Source organism: Enterovibrio sp. QJM3NY_24, assembly GCF_057786035.1.
Window position 1 is genome coordinate 620,179 of sequence record NZ_CM173519.1, and the last position, 22,965, is coordinate 643,143.

Annotated in this window: 8 protein-coding genes; 7 read left to right on the forward strand and 1 reads right to left on the reverse strand. The window is 50.2% G+C overall.

Translation table 11 applies throughout. From position 1 onward, the window contains the following. Positions 1–5: 5 nt before the first annotated feature. Positions 6–13,757, reverse strand: coding sequence for a Calx-beta domain-containing protein (locus AC3CIC_RS02690; RefSeq protein WP_488515274.1), 13,752 nt, complete (start codon positions 13,755–13,757; stop codon positions 6–8). Positions 13,758–14,204: 447 nt separating this feature from the next. On the opposite strand from AC3CIC_RS02690, the gene prfC reads away from it, so the two are divergent. From prfC to deoD, 7 genes are all read left to right on the forward strand, one after another. Further along, a complete protein-coding gene (prfC, locus tag AC3CIC_RS02695; RefSeq protein WP_488515275.1) occupies positions 14,205–15,794 on the forward strand; it encodes a peptide chain release factor 3 in 1,590 nt (529 codons plus the stop codon). Positions 15,795–15,913: 119 nt separating this feature from the next. Beyond that, on the forward strand, positions 15,914–16,681 hold the full coding sequence (locus AC3CIC_RS02700) for a TatD family hydrolase (protein ID WP_488515276.1): 768 nt from the start codon (positions 15,914–15,916) through the stop codon (positions 16,679–16,681). 202 nt (positions 16,682–16,883) lie between these two features. After that, entirely contained in the window at positions 16,884–18,125 is a 1,242-nt protein-coding gene (locus AC3CIC_RS02705; protein WP_016959735.1) for a NupC/NupG family nucleoside CNT transporter, read from the forward strand. A gap of 555 nt (positions 18,126–18,680) precedes the next feature. Next, positions 18,681–19,454 carry a deoxyribose-phosphate aldolase gene (deoC, locus tag AC3CIC_RS02710; RefSeq protein ID WP_016959737.1) on the forward strand — a complete coding sequence of 258 codons (774 nt, stop codon included), beginning with the start codon at positions 18,681–18,683 and terminating at the stop codon, positions 19,452–19,454. A gap of 66 nt (positions 19,455–19,520) precedes the next feature. Further along, positions 19,521–20,852: a thymidine phosphorylase gene (gene deoA / locus AC3CIC_RS02715; protein ID WP_488515277.1), complete on the forward strand. Its 1,332-nt coding sequence runs from the start codon at positions 19,521–19,523 to the stop codon at positions 20,850–20,852. 11 nt (positions 20,853–20,863) lie between these two features. After that, positions 20,864–22,084 (forward strand): phosphopentomutase, encoded by a 1,221-nt coding sequence (locus AC3CIC_RS02720; RefSeq protein WP_016959739.1) that lies wholly within the window; start codon positions 20,864–20,866, stop codon positions 22,082–22,084. Between the two features lie 97 nt (positions 22,085–22,181). Continuing rightward, positions 22,182–22,907: a purine-nucleoside phosphorylase gene (gene deoD, locus AC3CIC_RS02725; protein ID WP_016959740.1), complete on the forward strand. Its 726-nt coding sequence runs from the start codon at positions 22,182–22,184 to the stop codon at positions 22,905–22,907. Positions 22,908–22,965 lie beyond the last annotated feature (58 nt).

Genomic DNA, 22,965 nt, shown 5'->3' on the forward strand with positions numbered 1-22,965 from the left:
TTTAATTAGGAATGTTCTTCGAACTTAATTTCAACAATGGGGTTATGCGTTGTTCCTGCGCCATCCTCATCGGTGATAGTCAACGTTGCCTCCTTGCCATTGATGATGGTATTGAGCACCACACCGCCAACAGCGGAAGGATCTAGCCCTTCGTTTCCTTCCTGACCTTGGCTAACTTTTTCCAGCACAATATGTTGGGTGACATTTCCATCTGTATCATTCTCTAAGCCATTAACAGCAATAGATATTTTCAGTTGTCCTTTGTCATCGTAACCCACAGTCAGGTTATCTAATTGACCATTTGAGACAGAAACGAGATCGGATAAATCCAATTTATCTTCATTGACATTAAAATCACCAATGAAGTCAGTGATATGGTCATATCCATCTACAGCGCCGAGATTGACCAAGTCTTCTTTCATCCAGAGGAAGGTATCAGCCCCAGCTCCGCCTTCAAGAGTGTCCCCTTGTCCACCGTTTGCACTTGTTCCGGAAGTTCCGTGACCGTTAGCGCCACCTCGAATGATGTCATCTCCCGCGCCACCGATAATATTATCATTCCCTAAGTCGCCAAATAGATAGGCTCCAGTAGAAGGGTCGTAAGGATTTTCAAGCTCTAGTTCAAAGTTACCGTACTTGCCTGAGTCATGATTCAGAAGTCCCTCGTCGTGCGAGTCGACGACGTAGCCTGCGTCTTCAAAAAGCTCTTTCGTATATGCTTCATCATCGCGATTCAATCCACCTGTTTTTAATATGGCCTCGATGTTTGCGTTGATTGAGTCATCACCACCAAAGCCTGACACTATTACTTTGCCCTCTGGCTCTGGCTCAGGCTCTGGATTAGGTGTAGTAATGTCTCCGGCACCTGCCAATGTCGCATTAACGGCTACTGAGGCGGTGTCACCATCCTTATCGGTCGCTGTAATATCGAAATTAAGTGTGCTGTCATCACCATCAATTGGTTTGAGTTGAGTTAACGTCCATGTCGGTGGTGTGGCAGCGGTATCCAGAATAATCCTGAAGACTGGCTCACCGTTTACGTTACCCACAATTGCACCTGCAACAACAGAGATGCTGATTGGGTCGCCGCCGCTGGTTAGTCCTGAAGTACTGCCATCGTGTACCAGTTTGAGAGCATCTTGTGCTGCACTGCCATCGGCACCGAAATCAACATTGAGCTGACCTGTTTGCGAAGGAAATCCTGTGCTAACGGAAACATCAACAAGGGTAAAGTCTGAGTTGTCTTGAGCGTTGCCATTGTCGGCAGCGATTACTTCGAAACGATTAAAGCCTGCGGGCACATCAATAGTAATAACGCCGGTTTTATTTGAGTTGCCAGAGGAGTTATAGGACAAGTCACTTTCTGAATATGAGCCACGGAAAACCTCCCCCCCTTGCTTGTCAAAGAAGACCACGATGAAGTTAATATCTTCATCAACTTGATTTGCTCCCTTTCCACCGTCCTGGATTTTACCCAGTGTGATGGTAGTACTGTAGCCAGTGCTACCTTGTGGAAGGTTCACACCTATGGCTTCTTTGTAGTCGTTTTGTAGGTATTGGATCTCGTTCTTGTTTGAGTTTCCATTACCATTGTCCTGACCGCTGATAACGCCTACTCCTTGCCCCCATTCTTTAAGGGATGCGGATGATTTATTATCGTCGGTATCATATAAAATGGCATCTAAGGTGACCTGGTTGAGTCCTGCTACCGAGTTGATGACTATTTCAGTTGTGACTAGCTCTGAGGCAGTAAGTGTTGGCCCATGATCTTTAACTTGAATATTCAAGTCGGCAGTATCCGTCAGATCTCCGTCAGTCACGGTGATTGTTACTGGGATATCTAGGATTTCGTCAGATACACTCGCATCATCATGCTTAATGGCTTCATGCAATGTAACGTCGTAGCTCCATTGACCTTCAGTACCGCTTGCTGGTGATGTCAGTTCTACTGTGATAACTGCTACATCACTTGGGGTTGCATCTTGGTAGTAGCCAACAAGTTGAGCATTTTCGCCATTTTCAGCCGGTACCCATTTCCACGACAAAGTTTCACCAGTGGCGGTTTCAATAGATTGCCCTTGAGGCAGGTTGATACTTAGCGATACGTTACTTTCTACCAACTCTGAATCTGGGTCAGAGATATCAAATGTTCCCGATGCGATTGGTAGTTCAGCATTGCTATCGACTAGCTTGTCTTCTTCAACCAACACGTCAGATGGATTTACTTCGAACTTAGGTGGTTGTGGTTCAGGAGCATTATCCTTACCAATAATATCGATATGAACGGTGGCGGTATCCGTGTCGCCTTTTTCGTCCTGAATGGTGTACGTGAAGTCAAAGTCCTGCTTTTGGCCCGCTTTGAGGTCATCACCCTGATCTGCAGCCTCGAAAGTGAAGTTACCGTTCTGCCAGATAGTCAACGTACCTTCATCGAAATCAACAGTCGCTTTACCATCGATAAAGATGAGCTCATTCCCATCCAACTTAGTGATGGAGAAAGCATGCCCTTCAGGATCGCTGTCGTTGTCGAACAACGAACCGCTTATTGTGTCAGTGTCTGAATTGTCAGGAGTTGACCCCTCTTCAACAATGAACTTGTCTGACAAAATGGTAATTTCAGTAATGACAAAATCTGAAGCGTCACCACTTGTTTGATTGTCTCCATCTTTCGTTCGAGGTAGAGCTTCAAACACGACGTAAGCAAACGCTACGTCTGAAATGATCGTGAATTTCCCGCTATTCCCTGAATCAAGCGAAAATTCCTGCACTTTGATGAAATTGCCATCTGCATCGTAAAGCGTGTATTGACCAACTTCAGTGCCATTTTCTTCGGCAAACAGACGTGCAACGCCAAACTCTAACGCCTTAATTGGATTTGTTAAATCGATCCGCAATGCTTCGGATTGGTCTGTTTCATGATCGTATTCCACTTGATACGGCACGTCTCCAGCACCATCACCACGAGCACTGTCAGCGACACCCATACCATATTTGTTGTCTAGGTGCTCTGATTCCTCGGTGATAAGTTCTCCTGCAGTATTTAATGAGCCATCTGCGTTTAGAACTTCGCCTTTTTTGAATGCTTTGACAGTGAAGAAGCCATTTCCATCTAGGTTTTCCCATCCATCAGCTTTTGATGTGGAAAACAGGATGCCATCGCCATCGTCGTTTGCATTCACCTCATTGACGTAAATGTGGATATTGGCGGTGTTGGACAGGTTTGTGCCATCAGTCGCCTTGTATTCGATCTGAACTGGGCCGTTGAATTCACTGTCTGGTGTGAACTTGATCCCGGTGACTTCTCCGTTCTCGGTAACGAGAGAAATAGTCCCCGCATTTTCTGGAACTAGATTAAGACTGTCTAATCCACTCTCTAGCCAAACTGACAATAAATCGCCATCTAGGTCACTATCGTTTCCTAAAATGTGCTCAAGCGGAATGATGATTTCGTTACCGCTATCGTTATTTACCCAATATGGCTGAGGGCCGTCTACTTCAATGTTGTCGATATACGCACCAAAGTTTTTCGTGCTGGTGGTATCGGCATTGTTCGCAAAAGAAAGCTCGATTTCTGCGCTACTATTCGCTGTGTATTCTGTTGAAACGGTGTACCAGCCATTATTATCAGGACCTTTAATGGTGACCTTTGAGTCTTCAGGCATAACCGTTACGTTCTTGTTGCTGTCTGCGTTGATTTTGTAAGTGAACTCGCCGAATTTGAAGAGCATATCGCTGTCATCTTCGTGGTTCGGACGTGGCTTGAAGTCAAATGACAAGGTGTAAAGTTGACCTTCAATAACGCCATCACCCGCATCCAAAGTGCGACTTATGGTGACTGACGTGTCAACAGAACCATGGCTATCTAGTTCAGCGTGACTGCTTCCATCGGATGCAGTGCTACCACCAACATTACCCATTTGGATTTCTAAACCGTTGGTGATATCCCAGCCGTTGTACCCATCGACGACCACCCATTTGCCGTTATCTAGAACAACGTTATTGCTGCTTGGTTGGCTTTCAAATGATTCGAAGAAAATAGAACCTGTGTCTTTATAGTCATCTTTAGCAACTGGCGGGTTGTCGTTGTCTTTGATTGTCGAGGTATCGAATAGTTGATTACCTGTTTCAGCTAGTTCAACACTTGTGCCGACAGTTAGCGTGACTGTCTCTGAACCTTCAAATATTGAATCATCCTTTGTGTTAATGATTACGTTGAAGCTCGTTTCGTAACCAGAAAGCGTAAGGTCATACCCTTGTTCAAAGAAAGTCGCAATGATGTTTGGGTCTGTTATTTCGGTACCATCTATGTAAATAGATTCGATATCGGAAATATTGAAGCCATCGTCGCTTGTTAGTTTAAGTGTATAAGAGACTTTGCTTTGGACGTTTTTATCTAGCTTGACTTCAAATATTGCTAGGTTGCCTTCATCAATATCTTTCAGGCTCTTAACGTTTAGGGTTGGGCGGTCATCGTCGTCAGGATCAGTCTGGTTGTTATTGTCGTTACCATCGTCAGAAATGATGGCGGTACCCGTAGTTTTGTTTCCTGTCGTCGCCAGCTCAATGTTAGTGCTTACATCAAGTTTAAAGTCTTCATCATCTTCGAAGATGGAATCATTCTTGGTACCCACTACCACTTTAAAGTCGGTGATGTTACCCGGAAGGGTGACGGAGAATTCACCGTTAGCATCAATGGTGATTTCAATCACTTGCTCGTTGGCGTCCTTGAGAGGAAGTCCATTCTTGTCTTGCAATGTGATTGTTGTGATATCTGTTTTGATGTTTGCTGCACTGTCCCCAGTACCACTGCCTGAGAGAGTGAAGGTGTACTCGACGTTGCCTTCAACCTTGTTACCCAGCACAACATCAAAGCTTGCATCTTGACCTTCGTTAACTTCACCAGCATCTGAGAGGTTTAGGGTCGGACGGTCGTCATCGCCGCCAGGCTTGCCATTGAGTTCACCGTCATCAGAGATGATAGTTTCAGCGGTAGCAGATTTGCCTTCGGTAATGCCATTGACACCGTCGCCAGGGATCACGGTCAGCGTGAAGTTTTCATCCCCCTCGAATACGTTGTCTTCTTTAGTATCCACATATACGAGCAATTGGTTCACGCCAGCAGGTACGGTGTAGTTGCCGTCAGTGTCTGGTGTGATGACGTCGAACTTGTTGAACTCATTGAGGTAGTAAACGGTAACACTGCCGTAGTCATCGCTGTCTGCCGTCCCCGCATTCAATGCAAGTTTAAAGTTAACTTCCTTATCCGTCTGACCATCAAGGGTGATCTTGTAGCTGGCAGTATTGCCTTCGCTCACTTCTGCGGTGCCTTCGATGGAAATGGTTGGGCGGTCATCGTCGCCGCCTGGCTTGCCATCGAGTTCCCCATCGTCAGAGATGGTGGCGGTGCCGGTGGTGTCGTTGCCGCTTGTGGCCAGCGGGATGTCCGTGCTGACGTCAAGCTGGAAGCCTTCATCGCCTTCAAACGCGCCGTCTTGCTTGGTCTCAACGACCACCTTGAAGTCGGTGATCGTGCCATCGATGGTCGCGGTGTAGGTGCCATCGCCATTATCGGAGATGGTCACGCCCTCAATCGGAGCGCCGTTCTTATCGGTCAGGGTTAGGCCCACGATGTCACTGCTGATGTCCGCGGCACTGTCCCCAGTACCACTGAGAGTGAAGGTGTACTCGACGTTGCCTTCAACCTTGTTACCCAGCACAACATCAAAGCTTGCATCTTGACCTTCGTTAACTTCACCAGCATCTGAGAGGTTTAGGGTCGGACGGTCATCATCGCCACCAGGCTTGCCATTGAGTTCACCGTCATCAGAGATGATAGTTTCAGCGGTAGCAGATTTGCCTTCGGTAATGCCATTGACACCGTCGCCAGGGATCACGGTCAGCGTGAAGTTTTCATCCCCCTCGAATACGTTGTCTTCTTTAGTATCCACATATACGAGCAATTGGTTCACGCCAGCAGGTACGGTGTAGTTGCCGTCAGTGTCTGGTGTGATGACGTCGAACTTGTTGAACTCATTGAGGTAGTAAACGGTAACACTGCCGTAGTCATCGCTGTCTGCCGTCCCCGCATTCAATGCAAGTTTAAAGTTAACTTCCTTATCCGTCTGACCATCAAGGGTGATCTTGTAGCTGGCAGTATTGCCTTCGCTCACTTCTGCGGTGCCTTCGATGGAAATGGTTGGGCGGTCATCGTCGCCGCCTGGCTTGCCATCGAGTTCCCCATCGTCAGAGATGGTGGCGGTGCCGGTGGTGTCGTTGCCGCTTGTGGCCAGCGGGATGTCCGTGCTGACGTCAAGCTGGAAGCCTTCATCGCCTTCAAACGCGCCGTCTTGCTTGGTCTCAACGACCACCTTGAAGTCGGTGATCGTGCCATCGATGGTCGCGGTGTAGGTGCCATCGCCATTATCGGAGATGGTCACGCCCTCAATCGGAGCGCCGTTCTTATCGGTCAGGGTTAGGCCCACGATGTCACTGCTGATGTCCGCGGCACTGTCCCCAGTACCACTGAGAGTGAAGGTGTACTCGACGTTGCCTTCAACCTTGTTACCCAGCACAACATCAAAGCTTGCATCTTGACCTTCGTTAACTTCACCAGCATCTGAGAGGTTTAGGGTCGGACGGTCATCATCGCCACCAGGCTTGCCATTGAGTTCACCGTCATCAGAGATGATAGTTTCAGCGGTAGCAGATTTGCCTTCGGTAATGCCATTGACACCGTCGCCAGGGATCACGGTCAGCGTGAAGTTTTCATCCCCCTCGAATACGTTGTCTTCTTTAGTATCCACATATACGAGCAATTGGTTCACGCCAGCAGGTACGGTGTAGTTGCCGTCAGTGTCTGGTGTGATGACGTCGAACTTGTTGAACTCATTGAGGTAGTAAACGGTAACACTGCCGTAGTCATCGCTGTCTGCCGTCCCCGCATTCAATGCAAGTTTAAAGTTAACTTCCTTATCCGTCTGACCATCAAGGGTGATCTTGTAGCTGGCAGTATTGCCTTCGCTCACTTCTGCGGTGCCTTCGATGGAAATGGTTGGGCGGTCATCGTCGCCGCCTGGCTTGCCATCGAGTTCCCCATCGTCAGAGATGGTGGCGTTGCCGGTGGTGTCGTTGCCGCTTGTGGCCAGCGGGATGTCCGTGCTGACGTCAAGCTGGAAGCCTTCATCGCCTTCAAACGCGCCGTCTTGCTTGGTCTCAACGACCACCTTGAAGTCGGTGATCGTGCCATCGATGGTCGCGGTGTAGGTGCCATCGCCATTATCGGAGATGGTCACGCCCTCAATCGGAGCGCCGTTCTTATCGGTCAGGGTTAGGCCCACGATGTCACTGCTGATGTCCGCGGCACTGTCCCCAGTACCACTGAGAGTGAAGGTGTACTCGACGTTGCCTTCAACCTTGTTACCCAGCACAACATCAAAGCTTGCATCTTGACCTTCGTTAACTTCACCAGCATCTGAGAGGTTTAGGGTCGGACGGTCATCATCGCCACCAGGCTTGCCATTGAGTTCACCGTCATCAGAGATGATAGTTTCAGCGATAGCAGATTTGCCTTCGGTAATGCCATTGACACCGTCGCCAGGGATCACGGTCAGCGTGAAGTTTTCATCCCCCTCGAATACGTTGTCTTCTTTAGTATCCACATATACGAGCAATTGGTTCACGCCAGCAGGTACGGTGTAGTTGCCGTCAGTGTCTGGTGTGATGACGTCGAACTTGTTGAACTCATTGAGGTAGTAAACGGTAACACTGCCGTAGTCATCGCTGTCTGCCGTCCCCGCATTCAATGCAAGTTTAAAGTTAACTTCCTTATCCGTCTGACCATCAAGGGTGATCTTGTAGCTGGCAGTATTGCCTTCGCTCACTTCTGCGGTGCCTTCGATGGAAATGGTTGGGCGGTCATCGTCGCCGCCTGGCTTGCCATCGAGTTCCCCATCGTCAGAGATGGTAGCGGTGCCGGTAGTGTCGTTGCTGCTTGTGGCCAGCGGGATGTCCGTGCTGACGTCAAGCTGGAAGCCTTCATCGCCTTCAAACACGCCGTCTTGCTTGGTCTCAACGACCACCTTGAAGTCGGTGATCGTGCCATCGATGGTCGCGGTGTAGGTGCCATCGCCATTATCGGAGATGGTCACGCCCTCAATCGGAGCGCCGTTCTTATCGGTCAGGGTTAGGCCCACGATGTCACTGCTGATGTCCGCGGCGTTATCGCCGTTGCCAGACAGGGTAAAGGTGTACTCGACGTCGCCCTTGACCTCGTTACCGAGGGTCACGTCAAAGGTCGCGTTGCTGCCTTCGCTGACCGCGCCGGCATTGGCGACCTGGATAGTTGGACGGTCAGCTTCATCCGTGATGGTGCCCTGGCCGGTCACCGCGTTTTGCTGGTTCGACGTGGTTGCCGTCACTGTGAAGGTTTCATCGCCTTCGTAGGTGTTATCGTTTGAGGTGATCACTGAGAAGTCAAGGGTGGTCTCGCCGGCAGGAACAGTGACGGTAAAGGAGCCGTCCTCGTTCACGCTAATGGTCTGGTCGCCGACTTTGATTTGTGTGCCGGAGAAGTCAACGCCCTTGTCCGCTGAGCTGCTATTGAGCGTGAGGGTGACATCCGTGCTGGAGGTGCTGGTGTTGGTCAGTGTCAGGGTGAAGGTTGCTTCTTCGCCTTCGTTGACGGTGACATCATTGAGGCTTTTCACTTCTGGGCGGTCGTCATCACCCCCACCTTGGCCACCGTCAGTGATACGGGCACCACCGGTTTTATCGTTGCCTTCTGCCGCCAGCGTGTCGCTGTCGACGGTCAGTTTGAAGCGCTCATTGCCTTCGTAGACATCGTCTTGTGCGGTGGGGACGCGGATCTGAAAGTCAGTCTGGTCACCCGGCAGGGTGATTTGGCCGACCAGAGTGCCGTCTTCGAGGCGCATTTCGACGGTGATGGGGCTCTCGTCACCGTCAAGCAGCGGGTTGCCGTTCTCATCAAGGATTTCGACAATCAGGGTTTGAGCGTCGCCGAGCAGGTCTTCCAGCTCAGCATTGTTGGTGCCATTACCGGCAGGCTCAAGGGTCAGTGAGAAGGTCACGTCAGCCTTGCTTTCGTTGCTCAGTGCCACATCAAAGACCGCGTTGCTGCCTTCGCTGACCGCGCCGGCATTGGCGACCTGGATAGTTGGACGGTCAGCTTCATCCGTGATGGTGCCCTGGCCGGTCACCGCGTTTTGCTGGTTCGACGTGGTTGCCGTCACTGTGAAGGTTTCATCGCCTTCGTAGGTGTTATCGTTTGAGGTGATCACTGAGAAGTCAAGGGTGGTCTCGCCGGCAGGAACAGTGACGGTAAAGGAGCCGTCCTCGTTCACGCTAATGGTCTGGTCGCCGACTTTGATTTGTGTGCCGGAGAAGTCAACGCCCTTGTCCGCTGAGCTGCTATTGAGCGTGAGGGTGACATCCGTGCTGGAGGTGCTGGTGTTGGTCAGTGTCAGGGTGAAGGTTGCTTCTTCGCCTTCGTTGACGGTGACATCATTGAGGCTTTTCACTTCTGGGCGGTCGTCATCACCCCCACCTTGGCCACCGTCAGTGATACGGGCACCACCGGTTTTATCGTTGCCTTCTGCCGCCAGCGTGTCGCTGTCGACGGTCAGTTTGAAGCGCTCATTGCCTTCGTAGACATCGTCTTGTGCGGTGGGGACGCGGATCTGAAAGTCAGTCTGGTCACCCGGCAGGGTGATTTGGCCGACCAGAGTGCCGTCTTCGAGGCGCATTTCGACGGTGATGGGGCTCTCGTCACCGTCAAGCAGCGGGTTGCCGTTCTCATCAAGGATTTCGACAATCAGGGTTTGAGCGTCGCCGAGCAGGTCTTCCAGCTCAGCATTGTTGGTGCCATTACCGGCAGGCTCAAGGGTCAGTGAGAAGGTCACGTCAGCCTTGCTTTCGTTGCTCAGTGCCACATCAAAGACCGCGTTGCTGCCTTCGCTGACCGCGCCGGCATTGGCGACCTGGATAGTTGGACGGTCAGCTTCATCCGTGATGGTGCCCTGGCCGGTCACCGCGTTTTGCTGGTTCGACGTGGTTGCCGTCACTGTGAAGGTTTCATCGCCTTCGTAGGTGTCATCGTTTGAGGTGATCACTGAGAAGTCGAGGGTGGTCTCGCCGGCAGGAACAGTGACGGTAAAGGAGCCGTCCTCGTTCACGTCAATGGTCTGATCGCCGACTTTGATTTGGGTGCCGGAGAAGTCAACGCCCTTGTCCGCAGAGCCGCTGTTGAGCGTGAGGGTGACATCCGTGCCTGAGGTGCTGGTGTTGGTCAGTGTCAGGGTGAAGGTTGCTTCTTCGCCTTCGTTGACGGTGACATCATTGAGGCTTTTCACTTCTGGGCGGTCGTCATCACCCCCACCTTGGCCACCGTCAGTGATACGGGCACCACCGGTTTTATCGTTGCCTTCTGCCGCCAGCGTGTCGCTGTCGACGGTCAGTTTGAAGCGCTCATTGCCTTCGTAGACATCGTCTTGTGCGGTGGGGACGCGGATCTGAAAGTCAGTCTGGTCACCCGGCAGGGTGATTTGGCCGACCAGAGTGCCGTCTTCGAGGCGCATTTCGACGGTGATGGGGTTCTCGTCACCGTCAAGCAGCGGGTTGCCGTTCTCATCAAGGATTTCGACAATCAGGGTTTGAGCGTCGCCGAGCAGGTCTTCCAGCTCAGCATTGTTGGTGCCATTACCGGCAGGCTCAAGGGTCAGTGAGAAGGTCACGTCAGCCTTGCTTTCGTTGCTCAGTGCCACATCAAAGACCGCGTTGCTGCCTTCGCTGACCGCGCCGGCATTGGCGACCTGGATAGTTGGACGGTCAGCTTCATCCGTGATGGTGCCCTGGCCGGTCACCGCGTTTTGCTGGTTCGACGTGGTTGCCGTCACTGTGAAGGTTTCATCGCCTTCGTAGGTGTCATCGTTTGAGGTGATCACTGAGAAGTCGAGGGTGGTCTCGCCGGCAGGAACAGTGACGGTAAAGGAGCCGTCCTCGTTCACGTCAATGGTCTGATCGCCGACTTTGATTTGGGTGCCGGAGAAGTCAACGCCCTTGTCCGCAGAGCCGCTGTTGAGCGTGAGGGTGACATCCGTGCCTGAGGTGCTGGTGTTGGTCAGTGCCAGGGTGAAGGCCGCGTCTTGGCCTTCGCTGACGGTGACATCCTTAAGGCTTTGTACTTCAGGGCGGTTGTCGCCACCACTTGGTGGTGGGTTAGAGCCTGTGCCATCGTCAGCGATGGTGGCGTTACCACTGTCATTGACGATGACATTGTTAATGCCTGTGTTAGCTGTGACGTCGAGTTGGAAGCTCTCGTCGCCTTCATAAATGATGTTGCCTTGGTCATCCAGGGTGGTGACGGCCACAGTGATACCCGTAGCATTGCCTGGGATCTTCAGCTCAGCACCATTGTCGATGGTTTCAGTGACCTTAGTACCGTCGGCTTTGGTGTAAGTCACGGTCAATTGGGTACTGATGTCACCCGCTTTCGCGGTAAGGCTATCACTGTCGCTGTCATCACCAGTGTTGGCGGTGAAGGTGTAGGTAACCTCGTTGTCGACCGGATTACTCAACGCTACGTTAAAGAAGGCGTCGCTGCCTTCGGCCACTTTGCCTGCATTGGAGACATTGAGGGTAGGAGCATCGTTATCAAGGATGGTACCTGTTCCCGTAACGGTATCGGTCTGGCTGTTGGTTTTGCCGGACAGGGTGAAGTCTTCCGTGCTTTCGAACACAGGCTTGCCGTTAGCATCCAGGTTATCTGTGGTGCTGACGGCAACGGTGAATTTGGTGTCACCCGGTGACACCGTGACATCAAAGGTGCCGTCAGCATTAACCGATACCTCTTCACTGTTGACGGTTACCTTAGTGCCCGTGAAATCGACGTCCTTGTCGGCACTGCCGCTGGCCAAGGTCATCGTGACCGTGGTGTCGGAGGTGCTCTCGTTGGTCAGGGTCACCGTAAAGGTGGCATCGTCACCTTCGCTGACCGTGGTGCCAGACACGCTTGCGACTTCAGGGCGGTCGTCATCACCGCCGCCAGGTGTGCCGTCATTGCCGCCATCGGTGATGGTGGCCGTGCCGATGACCGCGCTGGTTTGGTTGTCTGTCTTGGCTGACACAGTAAAGGTTTCATCACCTTCGAAGGTGTCATCAGCCGTGGTGTTAACCACCACATTGAATGCGGTGTCGCCAGCAGCAACAGAGACCGTGAAACTGCCGTCAGCGGCGACTGAGATCTCGGTGCCGTTGACGGTCACGGTCGTGCCCGTGAAGTCGACGTTCTTGTCGGCACTGTCACCCGCCAGGGTTAGGCTCACTTCGGTGTCGGTGGTGCTGTCGTTGGTCAGAGTGACCGTAAAGGTGGCATCGTCGCCTTCGCTGACCGTGGTGTCAGACACGCTGGCGACTTCAGGGCGGTCGTCATCACCGCCGCCAGGTGTGCCGTCATTGCCGCCATCGGTGATGGTGGCCGTGCCGATGACCGCGCTGGTTTGGTTGTCTGTCTTGGCTGACACAGTAAAGGTTTCATCACCTTCGAAGGTGTCATCAGCCGTGGTGTTAACCACCACATTGAATGCGGTGTCGCCAGCAGCAACAGAGACGGTGAAGCTGCCGTCAGCGGCAACCGGGATCTCGGTACCGTTGACGGTCACGGTTGTGCCCGTGAAGTCGACGTTCTTGTCGGCACTGTCACCCGCCAAGGTTAGGCTGACCGTGGTGTCGGTGGTGCTGTCGTTGGTCAGAGTGACCGTAAAGGTGGCGTCGTCGCCTTCGCTGACGGTGGTGTCAGTCACGCTTGCGACTTCAGGGCGGTCGTCATTACCGCCTGGAGTTAGGTCTTCAGCGGGTTCGTCAGTCACTACTCCATCATCCGAAATAGTGGCACTGCCTGAATCTGTAAGTGTTTGACTTCCGAGGCTAGCGGAGATATCGAGGTTAAACGACTCGTCACCTTCAAATACGGGACTGCCGCTATCATTAAAGGTCGGGATCACGACGTTGAACGAGGTGACATTACCAACAAGTTCAAGGGTGCCGGTGAGCTTGCCGTCAATCAGCGTAAAGACGACATTCTCACCGTTGACTTCGACGGTTAGGGTGCCGTCTGGGTTGAGGGCAAAGTCGCTGTTGTCCGTTGCGCTATTGTTCAGAACCAACGTGTATGTAATATCACTGTTTACAGGGTTACCCAGCTCGACGTTAAAGGTGACATTGCTGCCTTCATTCACTTCGCCGCCGCCAGACACAGTAAGGGTAGGAAGGTCATTAGCCGTTGAGCTAAATGTTTGGCTCAGGCCTCTCGCATTTGCAAAACTACGTGATGTCGCCTCTGAGTCAAAACCTGCTTGAGCCACGGTTTCATTGCCAGTGCGGCTTTCTACTGCTGAGGTTTGAGCGCCGGTGTTCGTCGGCGAGGAATTACCCGCCGCTGTCGCTTCTAATTCTTGTGTCGGGTCAAAGTCTTCATTAAGAAGCAATTCTTGAAGTGCGGCGATTTCGTCGTCAACGGTGAATTCGTCCGTTGATGCAAGGTTGGATTCCATTTCACCTACAGGTATAAAACTGCCGTCTTCTAATTGAAGAAGCGCTCCCGCACCGGGAGGGAGGATGAGTTCAGTGCCTGACGTTAACTCTGACAGTTCTGCAACGGGGATTTCTTTTCCGTTAATTTTGACGTGAGCGTTACCGTTTACTGAAACTACTTTTGCAGCCTGCTTGGTGATAATCGAATCCATGAATCTTATTCCTGCAGAAAGGTAAATATAAATGCGTGTACCGTGCGCGATACATCAGTCTCATCCATATTACTATGCAAAGCAATCCATTCCACTCGGGCTTGTTACAGTAAATGCCAAAAAGGTGACGCAATTTGTAAATATTGATTGTTTTTTGATTCCATCCATGAGATTGAAAAATCGATGCTTTCCCGTTTAATGCGATCAGGTTCAATCAATAAGCGTCGTTTTATGTATGTCTTACTTGTTGGGCGGTCATTTCGCGGCAATCTTGATCTTGTTTGTTACAAAAAATTAACGTTAGCGAAGATAGAATGGGATTTTATTGAGCAGTCGTTGAGTCTGATGGCTAGATCGTACAAAATACCCGCCGATTTGAATTGATGTACAATGCGCTAACGCCTCCAAGATCATTAACCGTATTGTCTAACCCGGAAAAACCTAAGCATGACAAACTCTCCATTCCAGCAAGAAGTCGACACGCGTCGTACGTTTGCGATCATCTCGCACCCTGATGCCGGTAAAACCACCATCACTGAAAAAGTGTTGTTGTTCGGAAACGCGCTCCAGAAAGCCGGTACCGTAAAAGGCCGTGGGTCTAACCAGCACGCGAAGTCAGACTGGATGGAAATGGAAAAAGAACGTGGTATTTCGGTTACCACTTCCGTAATGCAGTTTCCTTATAACAATTGCCTCGTTAACCTGCTTGATACGCCGGGACACGAAGACTTCTCGGAAGATACCTATCGTACTCTGACAGCGGTCGACTCCTGCTTGATGGTCATTGATGCCGCGAAAGGTGTTGAAGATCGTACTCGTAAGCTGATGGAAGTCACCCGTCTTCGCGACACGCCAATCGTGACTTTCATGAATAAATTGGACCGCGAAATTCGGGATCCAATGGAACTGCTTGATGAAGTCGAAAGCGAGTTGAAGATTGCTTGTGCACCAGTGTCTTGGCCGATCGGCTGCGGTAAAGAATTCAAAGGTGTTTATCATATTCATCGTGATGAGGCGATTTTGTACCAATCAGGTCAAGGTCACACCATTCAAGAAACGCGCATTATTAAAGGGCTCGGCAATAAGGATCTCGATGTTGCTATCGGTGAAGATCTGGCTGCGCAATTGCGTGATGAGCTAGAGCTTGTGATTGGTGCTTCTCACGAGTTCGACCGCGAGTTGTTCCTGAGCGGTGAACTGACGCCTGTATTCTTTGGTACAGCATTGGGTAACTTTGGCGTTGACCATATGCTTGATGGCTTAACCGAGTGGGCACCAAAGCCATTGTCTCGCCAAACTCATGAGCGTGTTGTCGAGTCAGGTGAAGAAAAATTCAGCGGATTTGTTTTTAAGATCCAAGCGAACATGGATCCAAAACACCGTGACCGTATTGCTTTCATGCGCATCGTGTCGGGCAAATACAGCCAAGGTATGAAGATGAAGCATGTTCGCTCCGGTAAGATGGTGTCGATCTCAGATGCGGTTACCTTTATGGCGGGTGATCGCTCCCGCGCCGCAGATGCTTATGCGGGCGACATCATTGGTTTGCACAACCATGGCACGATTCAGATTGGTGATACTTTTACACAAGGTGAAGATCTGAAGTTCTCTGGTATTCCGAACTTTGCCCCTGAGCTGTTCCGCCGCATTCGTCTGCGCGATCCATTGAAGCAAAAGCAATTGCTCAAAGGTCTGGTTCAATTGTCAGAAGAAGGCGCGGTGCAGGTATTCCGTCCGCTGATTTCTAATGATTTGATTGTAGGAGCAGTTGGTGTGCTTCAGTTTGATGTGGTTGTCGCACGTCTGAAATCTGAATACAACGTCGAAGCTATCTATGAGCCAATCAACGTAGCGACAGCGCGTTGGGTTGATTGTTCTGATGCGAAAAAATTGGAAGACTTCCAGCGTAAGAATCAAACGAACCTCGCACTCGATGGCGGTGACAATCTTAGTTATATTGCGCCAACCATGGTGAATTTGAATCTGACGCAAGAACGTCACCCAGATGTTATCTTCCGCGCAACACGTGAGCATTAATTCACGCTGATTGCAATTTCGCTCTTTCACGAAAAGCGAAAATTGGCATTTGAGTACAAAACTGGCCGTCTACTTAGACGGCTTTTTTGTATGCTAAAAGGATTGGAGAAGGATTTTGAATGATAGACACACATTGCCATTTTGATTTTCCGCCCTTTGATGATGAACCAGCGCACTGGGTAAATCGCAGCGAGATTGCAGGTGTTCGTCATCTTATCGTGCCTTCGGTTGCACTCAGCAACTGGCAGACAACGGCAAACCTTGCCAACACTTTTCCCACTATCTCTTTTGCGTTAGGTCTTCACCCCGTTTGGTTACACGAACATCATGATGACGATATTGAAAAGCTCGACCATGCATTGTCACTCGCGCCCAAAGCTTGCGTGGCCGTGGGGGAGTGCGGATTAGACTTTGCCATCAATAATCCACAACCAGAAAAACAAATAACCTTGCTTCGCGGGCAACTTGCGTTGGCTGAAAAACATCAATTACCCGTGATCTTACATTGCCGAAAAGCGCACAATGAATTGCTACAAATTCTTAACGAATTCCCGCGTGTAAAAGGGGTGTTGCATGCGTTCAGTGGCAGCGAGCAGGTCGGGTTTAACTATGTTCGTCGTGGTTTTTTGCTAGGTATAGGTGGAACCATTACTTATGAACGCGCCAATAAAACGCGAAATGCCGTTAAAGCCTTGCCGCTTTCAGCCATGGTTTTGGAGACTGATTCACCAGATATGCCAGTTTCAGGGTTTCAGGGGGAGCCGAATTTGCCAGAACGATTAACGCTGATTGTGGCCGCTCTGTCTGAATTAAAAGGAGTCAGTGTCGAAGAAATTATTCACACAACATCACAAAATGCGAACGATTGTTTTGCATTGAACACCTGATCGTCATCGTTTGCCCAATCGTTTGCGTCGTGCATAGGTCACAAAAATAGATCTACATCACTATTTCGGGTGAATTGCATAAAAATTTTCATTCAAACCGTGACTCGTGCATTCCTTTGCAACCGATCTCATGAGTATAATCTCGGCCGGAATAACACTCCCAATCTGTCGATACGCCAAGACTTCTTTAGGAACCCATATTATGAGCCTGATTATGAGCATTGTAGGGATGGTTGTACTGCTGCTAATCGCCGTACTTCTGTCTGACAACCGCAAAGCAATCAACCTGCGTACCGTTGGTGGTGCGTTTGCTATCCAGTTTATCCTGGGTGGATTTATCCTGTTTGTTCCGTGGGGCCAAACCCTGCTGAACGGTATGGCAAATGCCGTACAGAATGTTATCAACTATGGTAAAGACGGCATCAGCTTCCTGTTTGGTAGCCTTGTAAACTTCTCTGTAGATGGCATCGGTTTTATCTTTGCGTTCCAAGTTCTGCCAACCGTTGTTTTCTTCTCGGCGTTGATCAGCGTTCTTTACTACCTAGGTATCATGCAACTTGTTATCCGCGTAATGGGCGGTGCACTGCGTAAAGTACTGGGTACTTCGCACGCTGAATCTATGTCAGCAACAGCAAACATCTTTGTTGGCCAAACTGAAGCGCCACTGGTTGTTCGTCCATACGTACCAAAAATGACTCAATCTGAGCTGTTTGCCGTAATGTGTGGTGGTATGGCATCTGTAGCAGGTGGTGTACTGGCGGGTTACGCAGCAATGGGCGTTCCACTTTCTTACCTGATTGCCGCTTCTTTCATGGCTGCACCGGGTGGTCTGTTGTTCGCGAAAATCATCAAGCCAGAAACTGATCAACCTATTGAACAGTTTGGCGCTGATGCTGATGACGAAGAAGAAGACAAGCCTGCAAACATCATCGATGCAGCTGCTGGCGGCGCATCTTCTGGTATGCAACTGGCGTTGAACATTGGTGCAATGCTGTTGGCTTTCATCGGTCTTATCGCGCTGGTTAACGGCATGTTGAGCGGCATTGGTGGCTGGTTCGGCATTGAAGGTCTGACGCTTGAGTGGCTGCTGGGTAAAGTCTTCGCACCACTAGCATTCCTGATTGGTGTTCCTTGGGCTGAAGCGGATATTGCTGGTTCTTTCATCGGTCAGAAGATCGTTGTTAACGAATTTGTTGCTTATCTGAACTTCACCCCAATGATTCCAGATTTGAGTGACAAGAGTGTTGCTATCATCTCGTTCGCACTGTGTGGTTTCGCTAACCTATCTTCAGTAGCAATCCTACTGGGTGGCTTGGGTAGCATCGCACCAACACGTCGTCACGACATCGCTCGTTTCGGTATGAAGGCTGTAGCGGCTGGTACGCTATCTAACCTGATGAGTGCAACTATCGCTGGTTTCTTCCTGACTCTGTCGATGATGTAATACGCACAACGTAAAATTCTAAAAGCCGCCTCCTTGTGAGGCGGTTTTTTTTGTCTGTCGTTTAGGGGAAAGGGCGTTGAATGTGCACGTTAACGGCAAGCTTGCCCTAGCAATAAGACAGGATGATGTTGGCCCAACGCATATATTGGATTGATACCCGAACCATGTCCGCTTAACGTGCCGATTTGGACACGAAGAGCAACAGAGTGTTTTTCAACAGAAACAGGTAACATCTGGTTCTGCTGCGTGAACATTGGTAAAATTGGTGAGCGCTGTCAAAGATTCGAAAGGGTGATTTCAATTACTTTCACTTTAGTTTCATCTAGACAGCGGAACGATGAAATATCACAACTCAACAACCCAAGACCCATCGCGGTCCAGTGGTTGAGTTTGCACCCTCAACGATGATGATGAAGGGTGTGCGGCAACAAGGAATGTTGATTGGCAAACTTAAGCCAAACTTCAAGGAGCCAAGTCCGCTCATCAAATTGCAACGTGCCAATTATGGTCGTGCAATTTGTTACTTGGTTTTGAATATATAGACTGGAGAAAGTCATGAGCGATCTTAAAGCAGCAGCCCTACGTGCCCTTAAACTAATGGATTTGACCACCCTTAACGACGACGACACTGATGCAAAAGTGATCGCCTTGTGTAAGAGTGCGAAAACGCCTGTTGGTAACACTGCTGCTATCTGCATCTACCCGCGTTTCATCCCTGTGGCGAAAAAACAACTTCGCGAGCAAGGCACGCCTGAAATCAAAATTGCGACCGTGACTAACTTCCCGCACGGTAACGATGACATCGAGATTGCTGTTGCTGAAACCAAAGCAGCTATTGCATATGGCACCGATGAAGTCGACGTGGTTTTCCCATATCGCACACTGATCGCAGGTGACGAGAAAACCGGTTTTGAACTGGTAAAACAAGTGAAAGCGGCGTGTGGTGATATCACGCTGAAAGTGATCATCGAGACTGGTGAACTGAAAGAAGCTGAATTGATCAAACGTGCTTCAGAAATCTCTATCGAAGCGGGCGCGGACTTCATCAAAACTTCAACCGGTAAAGTGCCAGTTAACGCGACCCCTGAATCAGCTGAAATCATGCTAACTGTCATTAAAGACATGGGTGTTGCTGAGAAAGTTGGTTTCAAACCCGCTGGCGGCGTGCGCACAGCAGAAGACGCAGCAGAATACTTAGCAATGGCTGATCGTATTCTTGGTGGTGATTGGGCTGACGCGAATCATTACCGTTTTGGTGCATCTAGCTTGCTGGCGAACCTTCTTAATACCTTGGGTGAAGGCGAAAAAGCGGCGGAAGGCGGCTACTAAGCCATTCAGTAGGGGAGTGTTCGCGCTCCCCTGATGTTGCGGATCACCAAGATTGCGAGGTCAACCATGTACCTTCCCCAAGAAATTATCAGAAAGAAGCGTGACAATATCGCACTGACCACGGATGAAATTAATTTTTTCATCCAAGGCATTGCCAAAGATACCGTGTCTGAAGGTCAGATCGCGGCGTTTGCGATGGCAGTGTATTTCAATGATATGACCATGGACGAGCGCGTTGCGCTGACATGTGCCATGCGCGATTCTGGCATGGTGATCGATTGGTCACACATGAATTTTGATGGCCCTATCGTCGATAAGCACAGTACCGGCGGTGTGGGTGATGTCACCTCATTAATGCTAGGCCCAATGGTGGCAGCATGTGGTGGCTATGTGCCGATGATTTCAGGTCGAGGCTTAGGCCACACTGGCGGTACGCTGGATAAACTTGAAGCGATTCCCGGTTACAACATTACCCCAACCAATGACGTGTTTGGTCAGGTAACGAAAACTGCGGGCGTCGCGATTATTGGTCAAACTGGCGATCTCGCACCCGCGGACAAGCGCGTTTATGCCACGCGTGATGTCACCGCGACGGTCGACAATATTTCGTTGATCACGGCATCAATTTTGTCGAAGAAATTGGCGGCAGGATTAGAGTCGCTAGTGATGGACGTCAAAGTAGGCTCTGGCGCATTTATGCCGACCTACGAAAAATCCGAAGAACTTGCAAAGTCGATTGTTGCTGTGGCGAATGGCGCAGGCACTCGCACCAGCTCATTACTGACAGACATGAACCAAGTGCTGGCATCCAGCGCGGGTAATGCGCTGGAAGTGAAAGAAGCCGTGCGGTTTTTGACCGGTGAATATCGCAATCCGCGTTTGTACACCGTAACCATGGCATTGTCTGCAGAAATGCTGATGATCAGCGGTCTTGCGAAAGACAAAAACGATGCGATGAACAAACTGCAAGCCGTGCTAGATAACGGTAAAGCGGCAGAATGCTTCGGCAAAATGGTGGCAGGCCTCGGTGGTCCGTTAGATTTTGTTGAGAATTACAGCAAGTACCTTGCAACTGCAAACGTGATTAAACCTGTGTTTGCCACCACCTCTGGCTTTGTCTCCGCGATGGATACACGAGCGATTGGTATGGCCGTTGTCGGTTTAGGTGGCGGACGCCGTGTTGCGAGCGATACTATTGACTACTCAGTGGGCTTCAGTGACGTCATTCGACTTGGAATGCGTGCTGATAGCACTAAGCCACTGGCGGTTGTGCACGCCAACGATGAAGATCAATGGCAACAAGCAGCACAAGCATTTCAGGCCGCAATGGCTGTCTCTGATGAGGCGCCACAAGCGACACCAGACGTGTACCGTCAGATTGGCCCAGAAGACGTCTAAAGGAGGCGATCATGAAACGCGCGATAATTTTGGTTCTCGATTCTTTTGGGATCGGTGCTTCAGAAGACGCTCACAAATTTGGTGATGTGGGCGCCAACACCCTAGGCTCAATCGCGAAAGCGTGTGCGGCAGGGAATGCGAATAACGAAGATCGTCATGGCCTGCTAGATCTGCCGAACCTGAATAAACTTGGCTTAGGTAAAGCATGCGAAGAAGCGTCTGGCTACTTCCCTGAAGGGCTCGATCCTAATGCTGAAATCATCGGTGCTTATGGCCATGCTCAAGAATTGTCTTCTGGCAAAGATACGCCATCGGGTCACTGGGAAATTGCAGGTGTACCTGTATTGTTTGATTGGGGCTATTTCAGCGACAAAGAAAACAGCTTTCCGAAAGAACTGACCGACCGTATTCTTGCGCGTGCAGGCATTTCTGACTATTTGGGTAATTGCCATGCGTCAGGCACAGAGATCCTCGATCGATTAGGCGAAGAACATATGAAGAGTGGCTTGCCAATCTTCTATACGTCTGCTGATTCTGTGTTTCAAATCGCCGCGCATGAAGAGACTTTCGGTTTAGATCGTTTGCTTGAGCTTTGCCAAATTGCGCGTGAAGAGCTGGAAGACTACAACATAGGCCGCGTTATCGCGCGTCCGTTTGTTGGTGCAGGCAAAGGTGAGTTTGCGCGTACCGGCAACCGTCGTGATTTGTCGCTTGAGCCACCTGCTGCCACTGTGTTGCAAAAGCTGGTTGAAGAGAAATCAGGCGAAGTGATATCGATTGGCAAAATTGCTGATATCTATGCGCACGTCGGCATTACGCAGAAAATCAAAGCGACGGGCTTAGAAGCTTTGTTTGATGCCACCAAAGATGTGATCAATAAAGCGGGTGACAACAGCATTGTTTTCACCAACTTTGTCGATTTTGACTCACATTACGGCCATCGCCGCAATGTGGCGGGCTATGCGGCTGCACTTGAATACTTTGATGGTCGTCTTCCAGAGATCATCGATATGCTGGATGAAGACGACGTGTTGATCCTGACGGCTGACCACGGTTGTGATCCAACCTGGCCGGGCTCAGATCACACACGTGAATACATTCCTGTTCTGGTTTATGGCAAAAAAGTGCCAGCGGGCTCATTGGGGCGTCGCGAAACCTTTGCAGATATTGGCCAGACGTTGGCGGAGTACTTCGGTACCTCCGACATGGACTATGGCAAATCATTCTTGTAATACCCCATTGAATAGACATCGCAGCGCTGGTGTTTCATCGTGCTGCGGCAGATGTTCAATAGGTAGAATCCGAAATTTGATCAAAAGGAAAATACAAATGGCAACTCCACATATCAATGCCGAAATGGGTGATTTTTCAGATGTTGTTCTGATGCCGGGCGACCCGCTTCGCGCTAAGTACATTGCAGAAACGTTCCTGCAAGATGTTAAGCAAGTTTGCGATGTTCGCAGCATGTTTGGTTACACCGGTACTTATAAAGGTCGTAAGATCTCTGTGATGGGACATGGTATGGGTATCCCATCATGCTCAATCTACGCGACTGAGTTGATCAAAGACTTTGGCGTAAAGAAAATCATTCGTGTGGGCAGCTGTGGTGCTGTGCGTGAAGACGTGAAACTGCGTGAAGTGATCATCGGTGTGGGCGCGTCAACCGATGCGAAAATTAACCGTACTCGTTTTAACGGCCATGATTTCGCAGCGATTGCTGACTTTGAAATGACCCGTAACGCAGTCGATGCCGCGAAAGCAAAAGGCATCAACGTACGTGTAGGTAACATCTTCTCTGCGGACCTTTTCTACTCGCCTGAGCCAGAGTTCTTCGACACCATGGCGAAGTACGGCATCTTGGGTGTGGAAATGGAAGCGGCGGGTATTTACGGCGTAGCGGCAGAATTCGGCGCGAAAGCTCTGACTATCTGTACTGTGTCTGACCACATTAAGACCGGCGAGCAAACGTCATCTGACGAGCGTCAAACCACGTTCAACGAGATGATTGAAATCGCACTAGAATCTGTACTGCTGGGCGACGCTGACGAAGCGTAAGTTCTGCTGAGTAACAGAAATGAAAAAGGATGGCTCAGGCCATCCTTTTGTGTTCTAA